This window comes from Streptomyces sp. NBC_01006 (genome assembly GCF_045162725.1).
In the GTDB taxonomy this organism is placed as follows: domain Bacteria; phylum Actinomycetota; class Actinomycetes; order Streptomycetales; family Streptomycetaceae; genus Streptomyces.
Genome location: NZ_CP108700.1, coordinates 2,905,496 through 2,926,308, shown reverse-complemented (window position 1 = coordinate 2,926,308; position 20,813 = coordinate 2,905,496). Strand labels below are relative to the sequence as shown.

Genomic DNA, 20,813 nt, shown 5'->3' with positions numbered 1-20,813 from the left:
CGGGTCCGTGCATTGACTTCTCCCGCCGCCCGCTCGTGAATGGCCCCCTGTCGGCGCGAGGGAACCCAGGGGGCGGGCCGTGCGAACACGGGCGGGCAGCAGGAGATGGTCGGTGGCCGTCGGCATGGCCGCCCTCGCGGCTACGACCGGGGGCGCGCTGAGCCCGCCCGCCGCGGCCGAGGGGGAGGCGCCGCCAGGACAGGTGGAGTTCCCGACGCGTTGCGCGGCGCCGCAGGAGGCCGGTCTGCCGCCCGCCGACGGGCCGACCACGGCACGGATCGCCGTGGACGACCCGGCGCCGAAGGTCGGCGACACGGTCACCGTGACGTACCGGGTGGCCCGGACCCCCGCCGTGAACCCGATCGCCGCCGAGCTCCCGGCCGATGTGCTGACCCCGACCGGGCGGATCCTGCTGGGCGGTGCGCAGAGCGGTGAGGTCACCGTCGTGGGGGCGAAGCGGAACGACCCCGTCCAGGCGGGGGCGGGGCTGCCGGCCGTCACCATGACCGGCACGTTCACCGTGACCGCCGCCGGGGGGATCACCCTGGCCCCGGGCGGCTACACGCTGCACACCAGCCACCTGCTGGACCTGGACACCGCCTGCGCCGTCACCGGGGCGCCGGTGTCCGAACGGCTCACCGCGAGCCCTCCCCCAGCTACCGCTGGGGGGACCCCCACCCGGGCCAACCTGCGGTCGGTCGCGCTCGGCTCGGCGTACGGGAAGCCGGGCGCCAAGGTCAAGGTCACCGGCGCCGGCTTCGCCCCGGACGCGGCCGTGACGGTGGCCGGCCGGGCGGGCGCCGCCGGGACCGCGGACCGGGTGGTGGTCACGGCGGACGCCCGGGGCGCGGTCGTGGCGGAGCTGCCGGTCACCGACAGGGCGACGACGGCGGTGGTGGCGTACGAGGGCACGGCGTGGTCGGCGCAGCAGGGATCGGGCCCGGCGGCGTACACGGTCGTCGCCTCGGCGCCTGCGACACCGGGCACGCAGAAGGTGACGGCGGTGGTCGAGCCGGGCGCGTTGACGATGACCCAGGCGGGCGAGTCGATCACGCTGGGCGCGGTCCCGTACGGGGAGCGCGGCGCGGCCACCGGCCGGATCGGGACGGTCACGGTCAAGGACGTCCGGGGCGGACCGGCGGGGTGGTCGCTGATCGGCAAGGTCACGGAGTTCACGGGCCCGCGCGGGGTCCGGATCCCGGGGGCCTCGCTGAGCTGGACCCCGACGTGCACGGCGGCGCCGGGCAGCCCGAGCCGGTGCGTGGCGGGCAGCGCCGGGGTGGTCGGGCCGCAGGGGGCGGTGCTCGCGTCCGCGCCGGACGGGGCTCTGGTGGGCGGGACGTTCACGATCGACGCGGCGGTCACCCTCACGATGCCGCCGTACACCCCGCCGGGCGCGTACCGGGCGGTCCTGACCCTGACCCTCTCCTGACCCCCGCTCGGCGGCCCCGCCCCCGCCCTGGCCGTGGAGAACCTGCGCGCCTCCGGGACGGAGGTCTCGTACACGCTCCACAACCTCGGCAATGTCACCCTGCGCCCCCGAGCCACCCTCACCGCCTCCGGAGCCCTCGGCCGCGAGCTCACCGGGCTGCCCGCCGAGCTGCTCCCCGGCCGGGAGGTCCGGCTCGGCACCAGGTGGGAGCACCCGCCCGCCGTGGAACGGGCCGAGGTCGCGGTGCGTGCCGAGGCCGCGGGCGCCGTCGCCCGGGCCGCCACCGGCTACGCCGCCCGGCCCCCGCTCGCGGCCGTTCTCGCGGGCGCCCTCGCCCTCCTCGCGGCGGACTGGTCGGCGCTGGGACCCGCATCGGGGAGAATGGCCCGTATGAGCGATCGTTCCCCCGAGTCCACCGCCCCGCACCGTGCGGGCTTCGCCTGCTTCGTCGGCCGCCCCAACGCGGGGAAGTCGACCCTGACCAACGCACTCGTGGGCACCAAGGTCGCGATCACCTCCAACCGGCCGCAGACCACCCGCCACACCGTCCGCGGCATCGTGCACCGCCCCGACGCCCAGCTCGTGCTGGTCGACACGCCCGGTCTGCACAAGCCGCGCACGCTCCTCGGCGAGCGGCTGAACGACGTCGTGCGCACCACCTGGGCCGAGGTCGACGTGATCGGCTTCTGCCTGCCGGCCGACCAGAAGCTCGGCCCCGGCGACAAGTTCATCGCGAAGGAGCTCGCGGGGATCAAGAAGACCCCCAAGATCGCCATCGTGACGAAGACCGACCTGGTCGAGTCCAAGGCCCTGGCCGAGCAGCTCCTCGCGATCCACCAGCTCGGCGCCGAGCTCGGCATCGAGTGGGCCGAGATCGTCCCCGTCTCGGCGGTCGGCGACACCCAGGTCCAGCTGCTGGCCGACCTGATCGCGCCGCTGCTGCCCGAGAGCCCGCCGCTGTACCCGGAGGGCGACCTCACCGACGAGCCCGAGATGGTGATGGTCGCGGAGCTGATCCGCGAGGCCGCGCTGGAGGGCGTACGGGACGAGCTCCCGCACTCGATCGCCGTCGTGGTCGAGGAGATGATCCCCCGGGAGAACCGCCCGGCGGACCGCCCGCTGCTGGACATCCACGCGAACGTCTACATCGAGCGGCCCAGCCAGAAGGGCATCATCATCGGCCCGAAGGGCTCCCGGCTGAAGGAGGTCGGGATGAAGTCGCGCAAGCACATCGAGGCGCTGCTCGGCACCCCGGTCTTCCTCGACCTGCACGTCAAGGTCGCGAAGGACTGGCAGCGCGACCCCAAGCAGCTGCGCAAGCTCGGGTTCTAGCGGAGCCGGCGTACCTTCACCGCGTTGTCCGTACGGGTCCCGGGCGTGCCGTCAGGCAGGTTCTGGACCCGTTCGTGTTCCTCGGCGAGCAGGACCTCCCACGCGCCCTCGGGCAGCTCCAGCTGCGCCACGACCTCGTCCGGGGTCGGGAAGTGGACCTCGGGGCGGGTGTCCCGCTGCCAGGCCGGCCAGCCGGCGTGGCCGGCGACCAGCAGGATCCCGCCGGGTGCCACCGCCGCGGCGGCGCTGCGCAGGATCCGGGCGCGGGGGAAGTCCCCGAACGAGTGCAGGAAGCAAGCGGAGACCAGGTCGAACTCCCCGGCGGGGAAGGACTCGGCGAGGTCGTGCCGCTCCCAGGCGATCCGGTCGGCGACCCCCGCCGCGGCGGCGTGCCCGGCGGCCCGCTCCAGGGCCACGCCCGAGATGTCGCTCCCGGTGACCCGCCAGCCGCGGCGGGCCAGCCAGACGGCGTCGCCGCCTTCGCCGCTGCCGAGGTCGAGGGCGCGCCCGGGCGCGAGGTCCGAGGCCTCCCGGACCAGCACGGCGTTGGGTTCCCCGCTCCAGATCCGGCCGCTCTCGCGGTAGCGGGAGTCCCAGAACTCCTCGCCGACGAACTCGGACTCGGACTCGGACTCGGACTCGGACTCGGACTCGGACTCGGACTCGGACTCGGACTCGGACTCGGACTCGGACGCGGGCGCGGACCCGGACGCGGCTGCGTGCTGCTGCTGATGCTGTGACATGGGGACCTCTTCCGGTGCGGCTGCCTGTCCCCCCGATGCTCGGCCGCGGCCCGCGGCCGGACAAACATCGTTGCCGCTTCGGCAACGCGCCTCCGGTCAGGCGCCTTCCTTCAGCAGCCGGGAGATCAGCGTCCGCTGCGCCTCCGACAGGTTCGGCTCCTGGCAGGAGACCGTCCGCCCGTCGACGGTGATCCGGTACGAGAACCCGTCCCGTACCCGGTCCGACCCGGGCGCGGGCGGGACGGGCCGCAGTGCCAGCCGGGCCAGGGCCCGCCACTCGTCCTCGTCGGGCCGGCCCGAGGTGTCCACCTCGGCCCGGCGCTCGATGCCCGCGAAGCCGCCCGTCCGCACCACCAGAATCCGCATGCCCTGCCTTCTACCCCAGGCCGACCGCCGACCACGCCTTCTGCAGGGCCTGGTGCTCCGCCCCGCCGTCCCCGTACCGGGCCACCGCGGCCGCGACCGACAGCCGGGCGAAGTCCTTGAAGTCCGCGTCCGAGGCCAGCTCGCCGCCCGTCAGCGTGTCGTACCAGATCCGCCCGGCCCGCTCCCACGCCTTGCCGCCGAGCTCGCTCGCGACGAGGTAGAAGGCGTGGTTCGGGATGCCGGAGTTGATGTGCACCCCGCCGTTGTCCTGCGAGGTCTTCACGTAGTCGTCCATCGTCGCCGGCTGCGGGTCCTTGCCGAGCTCGTCGTCGTCGTACGCGGTGCCCGGCGCCTTCATCGAGCGCAGGGCGACCCCGCTGACGTTCGGGCCGAGCAGCCCGGCGCCGATCAGCCAGTCCGCGTCCTGGGCCGTCTGGTCGAGCGAGTACTGCTTGATCAGCGAACCGAAGACGTCGGACATCGACTCGTTCAGGGCGCCGGACTGCCCGTGGTAGTCGAGGTTCGCCGTGTACTGGGTGACCCCGTGGGTGAGCTCGTGCCCGATGACGTCGATCGACACGGTGAAGTCGAGGAAGATGTCCCCGTCCCCGTCGCCGAACACCATCTGCTGCCCGTCCCAGAAGGCGTTGTTGTACTCCTGGCCGTAGTGGACGCTCGCGTCCAGGGCCAGCCCGGAGTCGTCGATCGAGTGCCGGCCGAAGCCCTTCAGGAACAGTTCGTACGTGGCGCCGAGCCCCGCGTACGCGCGGTTGACGGTGGCGTCGCCGGCGGCCTCGTCGCCCTCCCCGCGCACCTTCTTCCCGGGCAGCCGGGTGCGGTGCTGGGCGTCGTAGATGGTCCGGCGGGGCTCGTCGGAGACGGGTGTCCCCACGGCGGGAGCGATCCCGCGCAGGGTGGTGACGCTGCGCCGGGTGCGCAGCAGGGCGTCCTGTTCGAGGGTGCGCTGGGCGGCGTCGGCGCGCCGGACCACCTCGGACCGGGCGATCCTGTCGAGCAGGTGGGGCGGGACCACCGTGCAGAAGACGGGGTGGCGGAAAACGTGGGAGGCATCCATCCCGGCAATGTGGCAGCGGGTCACCCCGGTGTCACTACCCGCAACCATGATTCATTCGGTTGTCTGAAAGCGGTCACACCGCGTTGACGGATCGACCGGACCTGTATCGAGAAAAGCGATGTAGCTCACATTAGGTACAAATCGGACAGCGCGGTCTTGCATACTGAAACAGGTCCTCGCGATACGGCGCGGCTCGGTTAGGCTCGGCCCATCATGCGTTTCGGGCTGCTTCTCCTTAGCTGCCGCGGCGAGGGTCTGTAGTCGTAGGCCGACCCCCTCCCCGCGGAGTTTGGTGTTGCGGTTTTTACGACCGCCGTCGGCCGTCCCAGCGAACTACACGCGGACACGCGAGGAGCCCAACGCCATGAGCCAGCAGCCTTTTGTCGGTCGCCCCACGCCCATCACCAACGCGACCCACACCCAGAAGACCTCCGGGATGCCGATCCACAAGTACGGCCGGTACGAGCAGGTGGACATCCCCGACCGCACCTGGCCGGACGCCCGCGTCACCAAGGCTCCCCGCTGGCTCTCCACCGACCTGCGCGACGGCAACCAGTCGCTGATCGACCCGATGACCCCCGCCCGCAAGCGCGAGATGTTCGACCTGCTGGTGCGCATGGGCTACAAGGAGATCGAGGTCGGCTTCCCCTCCTCCGGCGATACCGACTTCGCCTTCGTACGCTCCATCATCGAACAGGGTGCGATCCCGGACGACGTCACCATCTCCGTGCTGACCCAGGCCCGCGAGGACCTGATCGAGCGGACCGTGGAGTCGCTGGTCGGCGCCAGGCGCGCCACCGTGCACCTGTACAACGCGACCGCCCCGACCTTCCGCCGGGTCGTCTTCCGCGGCTCCAAGGAGCAGATCAAGCAGATCGCCGTCGACGGCACCCGCCTGGTCATGGAGTACGCCGAGAAGCTGCTGGGCCCGGAGACCACCTTCGGCTACCAGTACAGCCCGGAGATCTTCACCGACACCGAGCTGGACTTCGCCCTGGAGGTCTGCGAGGCCGTCTGCGACGTCTGGCAGCCGTCCGAGGGCCGCGAGATCATCCTGAACCTGCCCGCCACCGTGGAGCGTTCGACGCCGTCCACGCACGCGGACCGCTTCGAGTGGATGGCCCGCAACCTGACCCGCCGCGAGCACGTCTGCATCTCCGTGCACCCGCACAACGACCGCGGCACCGCCGTCGCCGCCGCCGAGCTGGCCCTGATGGCCGGCGCCGACCGCATCGAGGGCTGCCTGTTCGGGCAGGGCGAGCGCACCGGCAACGTCGACCTGATCACGCTGGGCATGAACCTGTTCTCGCAGGGCATCGACCCGCAGATCGACTTCTCGCAGATCGACGAGATCCGTCGCACCAGCGAGTACTGCAACCAGATGGAGGTCCACCCGCGCCACCCCTACGCGGGCGACCTGGTCTACACCGCCTTCTCCGGCTCCCACCAGGACGCCATCAAGAAGGGCTTCGACGCCATGGAGGCCGACGCGGCCGCCAAGGGCGTCACCGTCGACGACATCGAGTGGGCGGTCCCGTACCTGCCGATCGACCCGAAGGACGTCGGCCGCTCCTACGAGGCGGTCATCCGGGTCAACTCGCAGTCCGGCAAGGGCGGCATCGCGTACGTCCTGAAGAACGACCACAAGCTGGACCTGCCGCGCCGCATGCAGATCGAGTTCTCGCGGATCATCCAGGCCAAGACCGACGCCGAGGGCGGCGAGGTCACGCCGAAGGCGATCTGGGACGTGTTCGCGGACGAGTACCTGCCCAACCCCGAGAACCCGTGGGGCCGCATCCAACTGCGCTCCGGCTCGACGGCCACCGACAAGGACGGTACGGACACGCTGACCGTCGAGGCGGTCGTGGACGGGGTCGAGACGGTCCTGGACGGCACCGGCAACGGTCCGATCTCGGCCTTCTTCGACGCGCTGGCCGGCATCGGCGTCGACGCCCGCCTGCTGGACTACACCGAGCACACGATGAGCGAGGGCGCCTCCGCCGTGGCCGCCTCGTACATCGAGTGCGCGATCGACGGCCGCGTCCTGTGGGGCATCGGCATCGACGCCAACACCACCCGCGCCTCCCTGAAGGCGGTCATCTCCGCCGTCAACCGCGCGGGCCGCTGACCCCTCGTACGTGAGCCCCGTCCCTCCCCGCGGAGGGGCGGGGCCGCGTCGTCCCCGGAGTCAGCGGGCCAGGTAGCCGCCGTCCACCGGCAGGATCGCGCCCGTCACGAACGAGGCCGCGTCGGAGGCCAGGAAGGCGATGACCCGGGCCACCTCCTCCGGCTCGCCCAGCCGGCCCATCGGATGGGCCGCGGAGACCTCCGCCAGGTACTCCGGGCCGCCCGGCTCGTCCTTCAGCGCCAGCACCCGCTCCGTACGGATGGTGCCGGGGGCCACCGCGTTGACCCGGATCCCGCGCGCCGCCCACTCCACCGCCAGGTGCTTGGTCAGCCCCGACGCCACGAACTTCGCCGGCCCGTACGCGGCCTGCCGGGCCTGCCCGGCCACCCCCGAGACCGAGGACACGCAGACCAGCGCCCCGCCGGGCCGCTCCTGCGCGGTCATCGCCTCGATCGCGTACTTGCAGGTCAGGAACATTCCCCGGCCGTCGATCGCCATGACCCGGTCCCAGTCCTCGGGACTGGTCTCGTTGACGTCCGAAAGAGGGAGCACCCCGGCGTTCGCCACGGCGACGTCGAGCCTCCCGTACGCCTCCACGGCCGCGTCGACCATCGTTCGGTTGGCCTCCGGATCGGCGACGTCACCCGTGACCACGGTGATGCCGACGCCCTCGGCGGCCAATTCCGTACGCAGTCGCGCGACCCCGGGGCCATTGATGTCAGCCGCGGTGACCCGGGCCCCGGAGCGGGCCAGCAACAGGGCGGTGGCCTTGCCGATGCCGCTCGCGGCCCCGGTCACCAGACAGGACTTCTCGTTCACACGGCTGAGCGTAGGGAAAGACGGAGGCCGGCGGGGGCGCAGTTCGGCCAAGTCCCCCGGGTGGCGCAGGTTGTCTTGTCACACGACTGACGGATCCTCATCGATGTGGCTAACATCACGCCAAGCCGGCGATGCTGCCGGTAGGTGACGGAGGTGCGACGTGCTGCCAGTTCGGGGTGGGGACGGCCGGAAGCTGACGGTCTGGGGCATCCGTACCACCTGGAGCACCGTGGGTGACGGGGAGTTCTTCTGCCCCGACTGCGGTGGCGACCGCAACTACCGCCGGCGCACCGGGCGCCGCCGGTTCACGGTCCTCGGAGTCCCGCTGCTGCCGCGCGGAGCGGCCGGGCCCGTCATCGAGTGCCAGGGCTGCCGGGAGCGCTTCGACACCGAGGTCCTCGACCACCTGACCACCACCCGCTTCTCGGCGATGCTGCGCGACGCCGTGCACACGGTGACGCTGGCCGTGCTCGCGGCCGGCGGAACCGCCTCGCGCGGCGCGCTGGAGGCCGCCGTGTCGGCCGTACGGACGGCGGGCTTCCAGGACTGCACGGAGGAGCAACTGGAGTCCATGGTGGAGGCGCTGGCCACCGACGAGGGCCGGCTCGGGCTGTACGACGTCCCCGAGTGCTGCGGCGCCGCGCTGGCGATAGAGCTCCACGAGGCCCTGGAACCGCTGGCTCCGCACCTGGCCGGGCCCGGACGAGAATCGATCCTGCTCCAGGGGGCGCGGATCGCCCTCGCGGACGGCCCGTACACCCCGGCCGAGCGCGAGGTGCTCGCCACGGTGGGCGGCGCCCTGCGGATCGCCTCCGAGGACGTGTCCCGCCTGCTGTCGGCGGTCCGGGCTCCGTAACGCTGACCGAAACGGCCTCGGTTCGGCCTCGGTACGGGCTCGGTAGGCCTTCGGCGGGGTAACGATCCGGCCTCGTGCGACTGAAACCACCCCCCTTCACGCTCGGCGTGAAGGGGGGATTCGTGCGTTCCGGCCTCGGCCGTCCACCCATTGGACACCCGGACGGACCCGTGACCTGCATGTACGGGTTTTGTGGCCGCCGGCATTACGCCCTTGCGGAGACATCCGCCACTGGAGATACCTACAGACCTCGGCGCTCCAGAGGTCAACACTTTGTGGAAGTCCACGATACCTGTGAGCACCCCCACAGGCGTTCAATTCCGGTCACACGACGAGACGCCGCCGGTAACACAGCGGGGCTTCGATTCACGTGAACGCACTGACAACCCTGGCGAACAAACGGGATAGCGACCCACTTCGCCCAGGGATAACCAGATTCCTCTCGTTTACCTACCTCTTGAAGGGCAAGGCAGAGATGGCACGTGTCGCCGCCCGGTTCTCCGTCAGCGGAGAGCCCAGTACGCACCCGGTCGACGAGGTGCTCCCCCTCCCCAAGCTGGCGCTGTACGGCTTCCAGCACGTACTCGCCTTCTACGCCGGTGCGGTGATCGTTCCGATCATCGTGGGCGGTGCCCTCGGCCTGACCACCGAGCAGCTGGTCTACCTGATCAACGCCGACCTGTTCACCTGCGGCATCGCCTCGATCATCCAGGCGTGGGGCATCGGCCGGATCGGCGCGCGACTGCCGCTGATCCAGGGCGTCACCTTCACCGCGGTCTCCCCGATGATCGCCATCGGGCTCGGAGCCGGCGGCGGTACGGCGGGCCTGCTCGTCATCTACGGAGCGGTCATCACGGCCGGCATCGCGACCTTCGCCTTCGCCTGGCTGCCCCCCAAGGCGTTCCGGGCGGTCATGCGGCTCTTCCCACCGGTCGTCACCGGCACGGTGATCACCGTCCTCGGCATCGTGCTGATCCCCGTCGGCCTCAACGACGCCGCAGGCGGCCTCGGCAGCCCCGACTTCGGCGACCCGAAGAACTTCGCGTACGCCGGCGGCACGATGCTCTTCATCCTCGTCCTGATGAAGCTCGGCAAGCCCTTCCTCTCCAGCATCTCCATCCTGATCGGCCTGGTCGGCGGCACCGCCGTCGCGTTCCTGCTCGGCGACGCCAAGTTCGGCGGCGTGAGCGACTCGGACTGGATCGGCGTCACCACCCCGTTCCACTACGGAGCGCCGAAGTTCGCCTGGTTCCCGATCCTGCTGATGCTCATCGTCATGCTGATCACCATGGTCGAGACGACCGGTGACACGTACGCCGTCGGCGACATCGTCGGCAAGGACATCGACAGCGAGACCGTGGCCCGCGCCCTGCGCGCCGACGGAGCCGCGACCGCCCTCGGCGGCGTCCTCAACTCCTTCCCCTACGTGGCCTTCGCCGAGAACGTCGGCCTGGTCCGGATGACCAAGGTCAAGAGCCGCTTCGTCGTGGTCGCCGCGGGCGTCTTCATGATCGTGCTCGGGCTGATCCCCAAGGCCGCCGCGATCGTCGCCGCCGTCCCGCACGGAGTGCTCGGCGGCGCGGCGACGGTGATGTTCGCGATGGTGGCCCTGGCCGGTATCCAGACCCTCGCCAAGGTCGACCTCAAGGAGGAGAAGAACGCGCTGGTCGTGGGTGTCTCCCTGGCCTTCGCGCTGCTCCCGGCCACCGTCCCGGCCTTCTTCAAGGACCACATGGACGCGGACCTCTCCTCGCTCCTCAACAGCGGTGTGACGCTCGGTGCCTCGGCCGCGATCCTGCTCAACCTGATCTTCAACGGCCTGGCCAAGGACGATGCGCACGGCGCCGCACCGGCCGCGGTGCCCGCCCAGGCGGCGCCTCCGGCCGTGGAGGAAGCCGAGCCGGAACCCGAGGCCCTGGCCGAAGAGGCCACCACGGACGAGGCGGCGGCCCCGGCCGAGGCCGAGACGGTGGCCGAGGCCACGGTCGGCGCCGCCGTGAGCGCAGCCGCCGCCACCGCCGTGAAGGCCGTCGCGGACGAGGAGGCCGCGCCCGCCTCCTGACCCTCCCAAGGGGCGAAGGCCCTCCGTCCCGGACCCGTGTCCGGACGGAGGGCCTTCCGCCGTTCCCGCACAGGCGACAATGGGCGCATGAGTCTGTTCCGCGACGACGGCATCGTGCTGCGCACCCAGAAGCTGGGTGAGGCGGACCGCATCATCACGCTCCTCACCCGGGGCCACGGCCGGGTGCGGGCCGTCGCCCGCGGGGTGCGGCGTACGAAGTCCAAGTTCGGCGCCGGGCTGGAACCTTTCTCCCACGCCGACGTGCAGTTCTTCGCCCGGGGCAGCGAGCTGATCGGCCGCAGCCTCCCGCTCTGCACCCAGACCGAGATCATCGCCCCGTACGGCAACGGCATCGTCACCGACTACGCCCGCTACACCGCCGGCACCGCGATGCTGGAGACCGCCGAGCGGTTCACCGAGAACGAGGGCGAGCCCGCCGTACAGCAGTACCTGCTGCTGATCGGCGCCCTGCGCACGCTCTCGCGCGGGGAGCACGAGCCGAACCTCATTCTCGACGCGTTCCTGCTGCGCTCGCTCGCCGTCAACGGTTACGCGCCCAGCTTCACGAACTGCGCGAAGTGCGGGATCCACGGCCCCAACCGGCACTTCTCGGTCGCCGCGGGCGGGGTCGTCTGCGGGGACTGCCGGGTGGCCGGCAGCGTCGTACCCTCGTCGGAGGCCATCGCCCTGCTCAGCGCGCTGCTGACGGGCGACTGGGGGCATGCGGACGCCTGCGAGGCGCGGTACGTGCGGGAGGGCAGCGGGCTCGTCTCCGCCTATTTGCACTGGCATCTGGAGCGCGGGCTACGCTCCCTGCGATACGTCGAGAAATAGGAGCTGGACACATGGCACGACGCGGGATTCTGGGACGCTCTCGCCGGGAGTACAAGGTTCCCGAGCCGCACCCGTCCGGTGAGCGTCCGCCGAAGATCCCCGGCGAGCTCGTCCCCAACCACGTCGCGGTGGTCATGGACGGCAACGGTCGCTGGGCCAAGGAGCGCGGCCTGCCGCGCACCGAGGGCCACAAGGTCGGCGAGGGCGTCGTGCTCGACGTGCTCAAGGGCTGCCTGGAGATGGGGGTCAAGAACCTCTCCCTGTACGCCTTCTCGACGGAGAACTGGAAGCGCTCGCCCGACGAGGTCCGCTTCCTGATGAACTTCAACCGCGACGTCATCCGGCGCCGCCGCGACGAGATGAACGAGCTGGGCATCCGGATCCGCTGGGTCGGCCGTATGCCGAAGATGTGGAAGTCGGTCGTCCAGGAGCTCCAGGTCGCCCAGGAGCAGACCGTCGACAACGACGCGATGACCCTGTACTTCTGCGTGAACTACGGCGGCCGCGCGGAGATCGCGGACGCGGCGCAGGCGATCGCGCGGGACGTGGCCGCGGGCAGGCTGGACCCGTCGAAGGTCAACGAGAAGACCTTCGCGAAGTACATGTACTACCCGGACATGCCGGACGTGGACCTGTTCCTGCGGCCGAGCGGCGAGCAGCGCACCTCCAACTACCTGCTGTGGCAGAGCGCGTACGCCGAGATGGTCTTCCAGGACGTGCTGTGGCCGGACTTCGACCGCCGCAACCTGTGGGCGGCCTGCCTGGAGTACGCCCAGCGCGACCGCCGCTTCGGCGGCGCCGTCCCGAACCAGGCCGAGCCGGGTCCGACGGCCTGATCCCCTGCGCCCTCCGTGTCATGACACGAACCCGGCGGTGCTGATCACCGCCGGGTTCGTCATGTCTGTCCTGGGGCCGGGCCGGGCCGGGCCGCGTCTAGGCGGAGGCGGCAGCGGCCGCGCAGTCGGCGCAGGTGCCGAAGATCTCCACCGTGTGGGCGACGTTCACGTAGCCGTGTTCGGCGGCGATGGACTCCGCCCACTTCTCCACCGCCGGGCCCTCCACCTCGACCGCCTTGCCGCACTTGCGGCAGACCAGGTGATGGTGGTGGTCCCCGGTGGAACAGCGCCGGTAGACCGATTCCCCGTCGCTGGTGCGCAGCACGTCGACCTCGCCGGCGTCGGCGAGCGACTGGAGGGTGCGGTACACGGTGGTCAGGCCCACCGAGTCACCGCGGTGCTTGAGCATGTCGTGCAGTTCCTGGGCGCTGCGGAACTCGTCCACCTCGTCCAGCGCCGCGGCGACGGCTGCCCGCTGCCGGGTGGATCGTCCTCGTACTGGCGCGGTATTCATCTCGCCAGGCGCAGTCGCCACCGGTTCCTCCTCGTATCGGCCTCGGCCCATTGTGCCAGGCGGCCGTACCTCCCAGACCTTCCTATACCTTCACATCATCGCGCGTGCAGACCTCTTCGGCGGCGCGGGCCGCGTTCGCGCGGCGCCGGGCCAGCGGCGTGGACAGTGCGGTCATGACCATGAAGACGCCGATCGCGAGCAGCACGATGGTGCCGCCGGAGGGGGCGTCGATGTAGTAGGTCAGGGTCGTGCCGGAGAGCGAGACCAGCACGCCGATCACCATGGCCACCGACAGGGTGGCGGTGAACCCGCGGGTGACGCGTTGCGCCGCCGCGACGGGGATCACCATCATGGCGCTGACCAGCAGCAGGCCGACGATCCGCATGGCCACGGTGACGGTGACGGCGGCGGTGACCGCGATCAGCAGGTTCAGGAAGCGCACCGGCAGGCCGGTGACCCGGGCGAACTCCTCGTCCTGGCAGACGGCGAACAGCTGGCGGCGCAGCCCGAGGGTGACGGCGATGACGAAGGCCGCGAGGATCACGACCGCGGTGACGTCCTCGGCGGAGACCGTGGTGATCGAGCCGAAGAGGTAGCTGGTCAGATTGGCCGTCGAGCCGCCCGGAGCCAGGTTGATGATCATCACGCCGCCGGCGAGGCCGCCGTAGAAGAGCATGGCGAGCGCGATGTCGCCGCTCGTCTTGCCGCGGGAGCGGATCAGCTCCATGCCGACCGCGCCGATGACCGCGACCAGGGTGGCCATCCACACCGGGCTCGCGTTGAACAGGAAGCCGAGCGCGACACCGGTCATGGCCACGTGCCCGATGCCGTCGCCCATGACGGCCTGGCGGCGCTGCACCAGGTACGTGCCGATGGCCGGGGCGGTGACGCCGACCAGGACGGCCGCGAGCAGGGCCCGCTGCATGAAGGCGTAGTCGAGGAGGTCCATCAGCTCAGCAGTCCCGTCTGGAGCGGCTCGGCGTCGTGCGCCGCGTGGGGGTGTACGTGGTCGTGGCCGGGCAGGGCGTGCTGCCCCACGGCCTCGGGGGGCGGGCCGTCGTGGACGACGCAGCCGTCGCGCAGGACGACGGCGCGGTCGATCAGCGGCTCCAGCGGGCCCAGCTCGTGCAGGACGAGCAGGACGGTCGAGCCGGCGGCCACCTGCTCGCGCAGGGCGTTCGCGAGGACCTCCTGGTTGGCGAGGTCCACACCGGCCATCGGCTCGTCCATGATCAGGAGTTCGGGCTCCACGGCGAGCGCCCGCGCGATGAGCACGCGCTGGTGCTGGCCGCCGGAGAGGGCGTTGACGGAGGCGTCGGCGTACTGGCTCATGTCGACGAGGGCCAGGGCCCGCTCGACGGCCGCCTTGTCGGTCCTGCGGAGGATGCCGAAGCGGGAGCGGGCGAGGCGGCCCGAGGAGACCACCTCGCGGACGGTGGCCGGGACGCCGCTGGCGGCGGTGGTGCGCTGCGGGACGTACCCGATGCGCGACCAGGCGCGGAAGCGCTTGAAGTCCGTGCCGAACAGCGCCAGCTCGCCGTCGGACAGCGGGACCTGCCCGACGACCGCGCGCACGGCCGTGGACTTGCCGGAGCCGTTGGCGCCGAGCAGGGCGACGACCTCGCCGCGCCGGACGGTGAGGTCGACCCCGCGCAGCACGGGGCGCGAGCCGAGCGAGGCCGTGGCCCCGCGCAGGGATATGACGGGCTGGTCCGCTGCCTCCGCGGGCTGGGACTCCATGGCACGCGCCTCCGTTACTGCCATTACTTGCTACCGAGCGCCTTCTGCAGGTTCTTCAGGTTGGACCGCATGACCTCGAAGTAGTCAGCGCCCTGGGACTTGTCGGTGATTCCCTCGAGCGGATCGAGGACGTCGGTCTTCAGGCCCGTGTCGGTGGCGAGCGTCTTGGCCGTCTTGTCGCTGGCCAGGGTCTCGAAGAACACGGTCGAGACATTGTCCTTCTTCGCGACGGCCTGGAGCTCCTTCATCCGGGCCGGGCTCGGCTCGGACTCGGGGTCGACGCCGGAGATGCCCTCCTGGTCGAGGCCGTAGCGCTCGGCGAGGTAGCCGAAGGCGGAGTGCGTGGTGATGAAGGTCTTGGAGGCGGTGTTCTGCAGGCCGTCCTTGAACTCCGTGTCGAGCGCGGTCAGCTTGCCGAGCAGCTCGTCGGTGTTCTTGCGGTAGTCCGCCGCGTGATCCGGGTCGGCCTTCTCCAGGGCCGCGCCGACGCCCTTGGCGACCTCGGCGTACTTCACCGGGTCCAGCCAGACGTGCGGGTCCTCGCCGGCCTCGCCGTGGGCGTGGTCGTGGCCTTCTTCGCCTTCGCCCTCGCCTTCGCCGGCGTGGTCGTGGCCGGAGGAGCCGTGGACCTCCAGCTTGGTGAGCTTGGCGGCGTCGACGACGTGCTTCACGCCGGACTGGGCGACGGCCTTGTCGACGGCGGGCTGCAGGCCCTTGAGGTAGAGGACGACGTCGGATTCGCCCAGCTGCCCGGTCTGCTTCGGGGTGATCTCCAGGTCGTGCGGTTCGACGCCCGGCTTGGTCAGGGTGCCGACCTTCACGTGGTCCTTGCCGATCTGTTCGGCGAGGAACTGCATCGGGTAGAACGACGACATGACGTCGAGCTTGCCGTCCTTGCCGCCTCCGGCGGAGCCCGCGGAGCAGGCGGTGAGGGCCGTGGCGCCGAGGGCTACGGCTCCGGCGAGGGCGGCGGCGGGTATGAGGCGTCGTACGTTCATGACATCCATTTTCATCAAAGATGGAAACGATTGTCAAAAACCCAGGTGAGGAGCCCGGGGGAGGCGCCGGGAACGGGTAACCGATTTGAAAGGGGGGGTGTGGGCGCCGGTAACCTAAAGCCTTCGCCGTTCGTCCTCGTAATGAAGAGAGCACCGTGGCCGCCGACAAGATCGAAACCATCGTCAGCCTGAGCAAGCGCCGTGGCTTCGTTTTCCCGTGCAGTGACATCTACGGCGGCTCCAGGGCTGCCTGGGACTACGGTCCGCTGGGTGTCGAGCTCAAGGAGAACATCAAGCGCCAGTGGTGGAAGGCCATGGTCACCGGGCGCGAGGACATCGTCGGCCTCGACTCTTCCGTGATCCTGGCCCCCGAGGTCTGGGTGGCCTCCGGTCACGTCGCGACCTTCTCGGACCCGCTGACCGAGTGCACCTCCTGTCACAAGCGTCACCGTGCGGACCACCTGGAAGAGGCGTACGAGGCCAAGCACGGCCGTCCGCCCGAGAACGGCCTCGCCGACATCAACTGCCCGCACTGCGGTGTGAAGGGCCAGTTCACCGAGCCCAAGCAGTTCTCCGGCATGCTGGAGACCCACCTCGGCCCGACCCAGGACACCGGCTCGAAGGCGTACCTGCGCCCCGAGACGGCCCAGGGCATCTTCACCAACTTCGCCCACGTGCAGACCACCTCGCGCAAGAAGCCCCCGTTCGGCATCGCGCAGATGGGCAAGTCCTTCCGCAACGAGATCACTCCGGGCAACTTCATCTTCCGCACGCGCGAGTTCGAGCAGATGGAGATGGAGTTCTTCGTCAAGCCGGGCGAGGACGAGCAGTGGCAGGAGTACTGGATGCAGGAGCGGTGGAACTGGTACCGCGGCCTCGGCATCCGCGAGGAGAACATCCGCTGGTACGACCACCCGAAGGAGAAGCTGTCCCACTACTCGAAGCGCACCGCCGACATCGAGTACCGCTTCAACTTCGGCGGCAGCGAGTTCTCCGAGCTGGAGGGCATCGCCAACCGCACCGACTTCGACCTGAAGGCGCACTCCGCGGCCTCCGGCCAGGACCTCACCTACTTCGACCAGGAAGCCGGTGAGCGCTACACCCCGTACGTCATCGAGCCGGCGGCCGGTGTGAACCGCGCCATGCTCGCCTTCATGCTCGACGCGTACATCGAGGACGAGGCCCCGAACGCCAAGGGCGTCATGGAGAAGCGCACCGTGATGCGCTTCGACCCGCGCCTGGCCCCGATCAAGGTCGCCGTCCTGCCGCTGTCCCGCAACCCGCAGCTGTCGCCGAAGGCCAAGGGCCTCGCCGCCGACCTGCGCAAGAACTGGAACATCGAGTTCGACGACGCGGGCGCCATCGGCCGCCGCTACCGCCGCCAGGACGAGATCGGCACGCCGTTCTGCGTCACCGTCGACTTCGACACCCTGGACGACAACGCGGTGACCGTGCGCGAGCGCGACACCATGAAGCAGGAGCGCGTCTCCCTGGACCAGATCCAGAGCTACCTCGGCAGCCGCCTGCTCGGCTGCTAGGACCTTGCCCCGACCGGGGTGAATCGGCCGGTGGCCCGGTGCGCGTCACGCGCACCGGGCCACCGCTGTTTTCCGGCTCTGCTCAGGCGCCCTGGACCTGGGCCTCGGCCGCGGCGGCCGCCTCGGCGGCGCGCCGCTCACCCTCGGCCTTCGAGCGCTTGCCGTAGAACGTGGTCCACACGGCCAGCAGGCCGAGCACCCCGTAGATCATGATCGGGCTGATGACCACCATGGTGTCGGTGGGCAGCGTGTACGCCAGGACGACCCGGACCGCCGCCTCGGCGAGGTAGGCCACGCCCCACACCGCGGTCATCACGGTCATCGTGCGGCGGAAGCCGTCGAACTGCCAGAGGCCGTTCCACCAGGCGGTGCTCTCGGGAGTGCCGTCGGTGGCGAACTTGCGGCCGAAGTAGAACATCAGCGGCCGCGGCGCGAGCAGGGTGGCGAGGCAGAGCAGCCCGAACAGCCCGGTCACACCCGAGTCCTTGATCAGCAGTGCGCGTGCCGAGTGCGCGCCGACGAGCGAGACGACGGCCGTGATCACCAGGAACACCAGGGTGACGACGGCGAATTCGTCGAGCTTGCGGCGCCAGGCCAGGCTGACCATGCTGTCGAGCACCGGCCAGGCGCTGCTGACCAGCAGCGCGCCGAACTCGCTCCAGCCGTGGTCGTGCAGCTGGTTGTACGTGAGGATCGGCGCGACCACGTTGAGGCCGATGGTCAGGATCCAGCCGAGCGCGGCGGCGCCGCCGGAACGGGCCGGAGGCTCGGGCTGTACTGCCTGAGCTGTCTGAGCGGACAAGGTTCCCCCTGGAACGTGCCTGATGAAGTGCGGTAGGGGGACCGTATGGAGTTTGACGGGGTACGGACAAGTCAGCCACACCCAAAATGATCATCAAGTCGTGCGGAGTAGCTCGCTCCGGACGTTCTCGAAGGGTCAGGCGCGCAGGCCCCTGATCACCAGCGCGGTGACCGCCTCGAACTCCGTGATGATCGTCGGCTTGAGCCATTCCGCCGCGTACTGCGGATCGTGGAAACGGCCGGTGGCGTCGAACACCGCACGGGCGGCGGCCGGTACATCGGGCGCACTGAGCGAGCCCGCCTCGACGCCCTCGGCGATGATCCGGCCCAGCTGGTCGATCAGCTGGGTCAGGTGGTGGTCCACCACGCCGCTGTTCTCGGCGAGCAGCACCGTGTACGTCGCGAACAGCTCCGGGTCGTCACCCGCCTTGTGGCGCTTGGCCTCGAAGAGCGCCTCCAGCCAGGCCTCCAACTTGGAGGGCGCGGTGCCCGTGGGGGCCGAGGCGATCTCCTCCAGCCGCACCACGCTCTTGGCGAGCCAGCGGTCCGTGACGGCCTCGCGCAGCGCCGACTTCGACGGGAAGTGCCGGTACACGCTGCCGTGGCTGACGCCCAGGGCGCGGGCCACGTCCACCACGGTCGCCTTGGTGGGGCCGTAGCGGCGCAGCACCTCCTCGGTGGTCGCGAGGATGCGCTCGGGTGTCAGGGGCTCGGCAGCAGCGGGGGGCATGAGTACGACCGTACCGCCCGCTCAGTGCTCGCTGTCGAGGTGGGCCATCTGCGCTTCCGGGTACCGCTCGCCGGCCGCGGCTCCCGCCGGGACCGCCTCCTCGATGGCCGCCAGGTCCGCGGCGCTCAGCTCCACGGCCATGGCACCCAGTGCCTCGGCCAGTCTGTCCCGGCGGCGGGCGCCCACCAGCGGCACGATGTCCTCGCCGCGCGAGAGCACCCAGGCGATGGCGGTCTGGGCGACGCTGACCCCCTTGTCCTCCGCGACCTTGCGCAGGGCGTCGACCAGGTCGAGGTTGCGCTGCAGGTTCTCGCCCTGGAAGCGGGGGCTCATCCCGCGGAAGTCGCCCGGCGCCAGCTCCCGGTCGCGGCTGAAGTGCCCGCTGATCAGGCCGCGGCTCAGCACCCCGTACGCCGTGACCCCGATGCCCAGCTCGCGGGCGGTCGGCAGGATCTCCGCCTCGATGCCGCGGGAGATGAGCGAGTACTCGATCTGGAGGTCCGCGATCGGCGCCACCGCCGCGGCCCGGCGCAGGGTGTCCGCGCCGACCTCGGAGAGGCCGATGTGCCGTACGTGCCCGGCCTCGACGGCCTCGGCGATGGCGCCGACGGTCTCCTCGATCGGGACGGACGGGTCGACGCGGGCGATCCGGTAGATGTCGATGTGGTCCCGGCCCAGGCGCTGGAGCGAGTAGGCCAGGAAGTTCTTGACGGCCTCGGGGCGGCCGTCGTAGCCGGTGAAACCGCCCTCGACGGTGCGCAGGGCGCCGAATTTCACGCTGATCAGCGCCTGCTCGCGGGCTGCGGCCGGCGCGGTGCGCAGGGCTTCGCCGATGAGCATCTCGTTGTGCCCCATGCCGTAGAAGTCGCCGGTGTCGAGCAGCGCGCCCGTGCCGTCGGGGACGGCCTCCAGATAGGCGTGGATGGTCGCGATGGACTCGGTGCGGTCGGCCTCCCCGTACAGGGCGGACATGCCCATGCAGCCGAGCCCCAGCGGGAAGACGGAGGGGCCGGTCGAGCCGAGGGTGCGGATGTTCTCGTTCGTGGTCATGGAGCAACCATGGCATGACGGGTGACAGATTTCAATATCTGTCACCCGTCCGGGCGCTACGCCGCCACCCGCAGGGCCAGTGCCACCGCCGCGACCAGGGCGAGGACGGCCGCCGGGGCCAGTTCGAAGTCCTTGACGCGCAGGTGGCTGATGACCGCGCCGATGAAGTAGAGCGTCACGCCGACCGCGGCGGCCATGCCCAGAGGGGCCACCCACAGGCCCGCGACCAGACCCACCGCGCCGGCCGCCTTCAGGGCGGCCAGCCGGGGCAGCCAGGCGTCCGGGACCTCGACCTTCCGCATGCTCGCCATGACCGCCTCGTTCCGCTGGAGCGTGAACGTGGCGGACGCGGCCAGGACGAGTGCGAGCAGGCCGGCGGCGACGGCGTAGGCGATGAACATGATGAGCTCCAATGATCGGGGGTTTTAAATCATTGAAACTCATCAACGATCGAAACTCCGCAACCATTCCCTGATTGTTACGATGTCCGATATGACGGCAGCTCAGGAATCCCCGCACCCCCCGCAGCGGCTGGGCCTGCTGCTGGCCTGGCACGGCTCGATCACCGAGACCCTCATGAAGAAGGCGCTCAGCGCGGCCGGGCTCGCCCCGCGGCACGCGATGACGCTGATGCACCTGGAGGACGGCCCCATCGGCCAGCGGACGCTCGCCGAGCGGCTGGAGGTGGATCCGAGCGTGCTGGTGGGCATCCTCAACGACCTGGAGGGCGAGGGCCTGGCCGTCCGCCGCCGGGATCCGGCCGATCGCCGCCGCCACAACGTGGCCATCACCGAGGCGGGATCAACCGCCCTCGCCAAGACGAACGCGGCGCTCGACGAGGTCGAGGTCTCGCTGTTCTCCGCGTTCTCGCAGCAGGATCAGGACGCGCTGCGCGGACTGCTGGGCCGGATCGACTCGAACCCCGAGCACTTCAACTGCGGCGAGTAGAGGACGACACC

General features: G+C 70.6%; 21 protein-coding genes. 9 read left to right on the top strand and 12 right to left on the bottom strand.

From position 1 onward, the window contains the following. The first annotated feature begins 124 nt into the window (after positions 1-124). On the top strand, positions 125-1,432 hold the full coding sequence (locus OG509_RS13295; RefSeq protein WP_406187568.1) for a beta-xylosidase: 1,308 nt from the start codon (positions 125-127) through the stop codon (positions 1,430-1,432). A gap of 381 nt (positions 1,433-1,813) precedes the next feature. Next, positions 1,814-2,764, top strand: a complete 951-nt coding sequence (gene era / locus OG509_RS13290; protein ID WP_406187567.1) for a GTPase Era — start codon at positions 1,814-1,816, stop codon at positions 2,762-2,764. Here the strand turns inward: era and OG509_RS13285 are convergent. The 3 genes from OG509_RS13285 to OG509_RS13275 all read right to left on the bottom strand — a co-directional run bounded on the left by OG509_RS13285 (position 2,761) and on the right by OG509_RS13275 (position 4,948). After that, positions 2,761-3,507: a class I SAM-dependent methyltransferase gene (locus tag OG509_RS13285; protein ID WP_406182726.1), complete on the bottom strand. Its 747-nt coding sequence runs from the start codon at positions 3,505-3,507 to the stop codon at positions 2,761-2,763. The genes era and OG509_RS13285 overlap by 4 nt on opposite strands. Before the next feature lie 96 nt (positions 3,508-3,603). After that, positions 3,604-3,873, bottom strand: a complete 270-nt coding sequence (locus OG509_RS13280) for a protealysin inhibitor emfourin (protein WP_406182724.1) — start codon at positions 3,871-3,873, stop codon at positions 3,604-3,606. A gap of 10 nt (positions 3,874-3,883) precedes the next feature. After that, positions 3,884-4,948: a M4 family metallopeptidase gene (locus tag OG509_RS13275; protein ID WP_406182722.1), complete on the bottom strand. Its 1,065-nt coding sequence runs from the start codon at positions 4,946-4,948 to the stop codon at positions 3,884-3,886. A gap of 364 nt (positions 4,949-5,312) precedes the next feature. Here OG509_RS13275 and leuA point away from each other — a divergent pair, with 364 nt between their 5' ends. Beyond that, positions 5,313-7,076, top strand: coding sequence for a 2-isopropylmalate synthase (gene leuA / locus OG509_RS13270; RefSeq protein ID WP_406182720.1), 1,764 nt, complete (start codon positions 5,313-5,315; stop codon positions 7,074-7,076). Positions 7,077-7,136: 60 nt separating this feature from the next. On the opposite strand, the gene OG509_RS13265 is transcribed toward leuA, so the two are convergent. Further along, positions 7,137-7,895: an SDR family NAD(P)-dependent oxidoreductase gene (locus OG509_RS13265; RefSeq protein ID WP_406182719.1), complete on the bottom strand. Its 759-nt coding sequence runs from the start codon at positions 7,893-7,895 to the stop codon at positions 7,137-7,139. Between the two features lie 160 nt (positions 7,896-8,055). On the opposite strand from OG509_RS13265, the gene OG509_RS13260 reads away from it, so the two are divergent. From OG509_RS13260 to OG509_RS13245, 4 genes are all read left to right on the top strand, one after another. Further along, on the top strand, positions 8,056-8,751 hold the full coding sequence (locus OG509_RS13260; protein WP_406182717.1) for a TerB family tellurite resistance protein: 696 nt from the start codon (positions 8,056-8,058) through the stop codon (positions 8,749-8,751). 475 nt (positions 8,752-9,226) lie between these two features. Next, positions 9,227-10,813, top strand: coding sequence for a nucleobase:cation symporter-2 family protein (locus OG509_RS13255; protein ID WP_406182716.1), 1,587 nt, complete (start codon positions 9,227-9,229; stop codon positions 10,811-10,813). Between the two features lie 87 nt (positions 10,814-10,900). Then, entirely contained in the window at positions 10,901-11,647 is a 747-nt protein-coding gene (gene recO / locus OG509_RS13250) for a DNA repair protein RecO (protein ID WP_406182714.1), read from the top strand. Positions 11,648-11,658: 11 nt separating this feature from the next. Then, complete coding sequence (locus tag OG509_RS13245) at positions 11,659-12,483, top strand: isoprenyl transferase (protein WP_387285360.1); 825 nt, start codon at positions 11,659-11,661, stop codon at positions 12,481-12,483. A gap of 97 nt (positions 12,484-12,580) precedes the next feature. Here the strand turns inward: OG509_RS13245 and OG509_RS13240 are convergent, their stop codons facing one another. The 4 genes from OG509_RS13240 to OG509_RS13225 form a co-directional block, all read right to left on the bottom strand. Next, positions 12,581-13,018, bottom strand: a complete 438-nt coding sequence (locus OG509_RS13240; protein WP_385583050.1) for a Fur family transcriptional regulator — start codon at positions 13,016-13,018, stop codon at positions 12,581-12,583. A gap of 61 nt (positions 13,019-13,079) precedes the next feature. Then, positions 13,080-13,946, bottom strand: a complete 867-nt coding sequence (locus tag OG509_RS13235; protein WP_030162773.1) for a metal ABC transporter permease — start codon at positions 13,944-13,946, stop codon at positions 13,080-13,082. Continuing rightward, complete coding sequence (locus OG509_RS13230) at positions 13,946-14,737, bottom strand: metal ABC transporter ATP-binding protein (RefSeq protein WP_406182711.1); 792 nt, start codon at positions 14,735-14,737, stop codon at positions 13,946-13,948. The genes OG509_RS13235 and OG509_RS13230 overlap by 1 nt, the downstream gene beginning before the upstream one ends. A gap of 23 nt (positions 14,738-14,760) precedes the next feature. After that, the gene (locus OG509_RS13225) at positions 14,761-15,735 is read right to left on the bottom strand and encodes a metal ABC transporter substrate-binding protein (RefSeq protein ID WP_406182709.1); all 975 of its coding nucleotides are present in this window, start codon (positions 15,733-15,735) and stop codon (positions 14,761-14,763) included. A gap of 155 nt (positions 15,736-15,890) precedes the next feature. Here OG509_RS13225 and OG509_RS13220 point away from each other — a divergent pair, with 155 nt between their 5' ends. After that, positions 15,891-17,273, top strand: a complete 1,383-nt coding sequence (locus OG509_RS13220; protein WP_030162770.1) for a glycine--tRNA ligase — start codon at positions 15,891-15,893, stop codon at positions 17,271-17,273. Positions 17,274-17,355: 82 nt separating this feature from the next. On the opposite strand, the gene OG509_RS13215 is transcribed toward OG509_RS13220, so the two are convergent. From OG509_RS13215 to OG509_RS13200, 4 genes are all read right to left on the bottom strand, one after another. Then, positions 17,356-18,075, bottom strand: a complete 720-nt coding sequence (locus OG509_RS13215) for a VC0807 family protein (protein ID WP_406182706.1) — start codon at positions 18,073-18,075, stop codon at positions 17,356-17,358. 135 nt (positions 18,076-18,210) lie between these two features. Beyond that, complete coding sequence (locus OG509_RS13210) at positions 18,211-18,804, bottom strand: TetR family transcriptional regulator (RefSeq protein WP_406182704.1); 594 nt, start codon at positions 18,802-18,804, stop codon at positions 18,211-18,213. A 21-nt stretch (positions 18,805-18,825) separates the two neighbouring features. Further along, the gene (locus OG509_RS13205; RefSeq protein ID WP_406182702.1) at positions 18,826-19,854 is read right to left on the bottom strand and encodes an aldo/keto reductase; all 1,029 of its coding nucleotides are present in this window, start codon (positions 19,852-19,854) and stop codon (positions 18,826-18,828) included. A 56-nt stretch (positions 19,855-19,910) separates the two neighbouring features. Next, positions 19,911-20,255 (bottom strand): DoxX family protein, encoded by a 345-nt coding sequence (locus OG509_RS13200; protein ID WP_406182700.1) that lies wholly within the window; start codon positions 20,253-20,255, stop codon positions 19,911-19,913. A 91-nt stretch (positions 20,256-20,346) separates the two neighbouring features. Between OG509_RS13200 and OG509_RS13195 the strand changes: the two genes are divergently transcribed. Further along, entirely contained in the window at positions 20,347-20,802 is a 456-nt protein-coding gene (locus tag OG509_RS13195) for a MarR family winged helix-turn-helix transcriptional regulator (RefSeq protein ID WP_387285372.1), read from the top strand. Positions 20,803-20,813: the final 11 nt, after the last annotated feature.

Bases quoted from the DNA above. Each gene is read 5' to 3' on its own strand.
- OG509_RS13295 (WP_406187568.1), top strand. From the start codon at position 125: ATGGCCGCCCTCGCGGCTACGACCGGGGGCGCGCTGAGCCCGCCCGCC.
- era (WP_406187567.1), top strand. From the start codon at position 1,814: ATGGCCCGTATGAGCGATCGTTCCCCCGAGTCCACCGCCCCGCACCGT.
- OG509_RS13285 (WP_406182726.1), bottom strand. From the start codon at position 3,507: ATGTCACAGCATCAGCAGCAGCACGCAGCCGCGTCCGGGTCCGCGCCC.
- OG509_RS13280 (WP_406182724.1), bottom strand. From the start codon at position 3,873: ATGCGGATTCTGGTGGTGCGGACGGGCGGCTTCGCGGGCATCGAGCGC.
- OG509_RS13275 (WP_406182722.1), bottom strand. From the start codon at position 4,948: ATGGATGCCTCCCACGTTTTCCGCCACCCCGTCTTCTGCACGGTGGTC.
- leuA (WP_406182720.1), top strand. From the start codon at position 5,313: ATGAGCCAGCAGCCTTTTGTCGGTCGCCCCACGCCCATCACCAACGCG.
- OG509_RS13255 (WP_406182716.1), top strand. From the start codon at position 9,227: ATGGCACGTGTCGCCGCCCGGTTCTCCGTCAGCGGAGAGCCCAGTACG.
- recO (WP_406182714.1), top strand. From the start codon at position 10,901: ATGAGTCTGTTCCGCGACGACGGCATCGTGCTGCGCACCCAGAAGCTG.
- OG509_RS13245 (WP_387285360.1), top strand. From the start codon at position 11,659: ATGGCACGACGCGGGATTCTGGGACGCTCTCGCCGGGAGTACAAGGTT.
- OG509_RS13235 (WP_030162773.1), bottom strand. From the start codon at position 13,946: ATGGACCTCCTCGACTACGCCTTCATGCAGCGGGCCCTGCTCGCGGCC.
- OG509_RS13230 (WP_406182711.1), bottom strand. From the start codon at position 14,737: ATGGAGTCCCAGCCCGCGGAGGCAGCGGACCAGCCCGTCATATCCCTG.
- OG509_RS13225 (WP_406182709.1), bottom strand. From the start codon at position 15,735: ATGAACGTACGACGCCTCATACCCGCCGCCGCCCTCGCCGGAGCCGTA.
- OG509_RS13210 (WP_406182704.1), bottom strand. From the start codon at position 18,804: ATGCCCCCCGCTGCTGCCGAGCCCCTGACACCCGAGCGCATCCTCGCG.
- OG509_RS13205 (WP_406182702.1), bottom strand. From the start codon at position 19,854: ATGACCACGAACGAGAACATCCGCACCCTCGGCTCGACCGGCCCCTCC.
- OG509_RS13200 (WP_406182700.1), bottom strand. From the start codon at position 20,255: ATGTTCATCGCCTACGCCGTCGCCGCCGGCCTGCTCGCACTCGTCCTG.
- OG509_RS13195 (WP_387285372.1), top strand. From the start codon at position 20,347: ATGACGGCAGCTCAGGAATCCCCGCACCCCCCGCAGCGGCTGGGCCTG.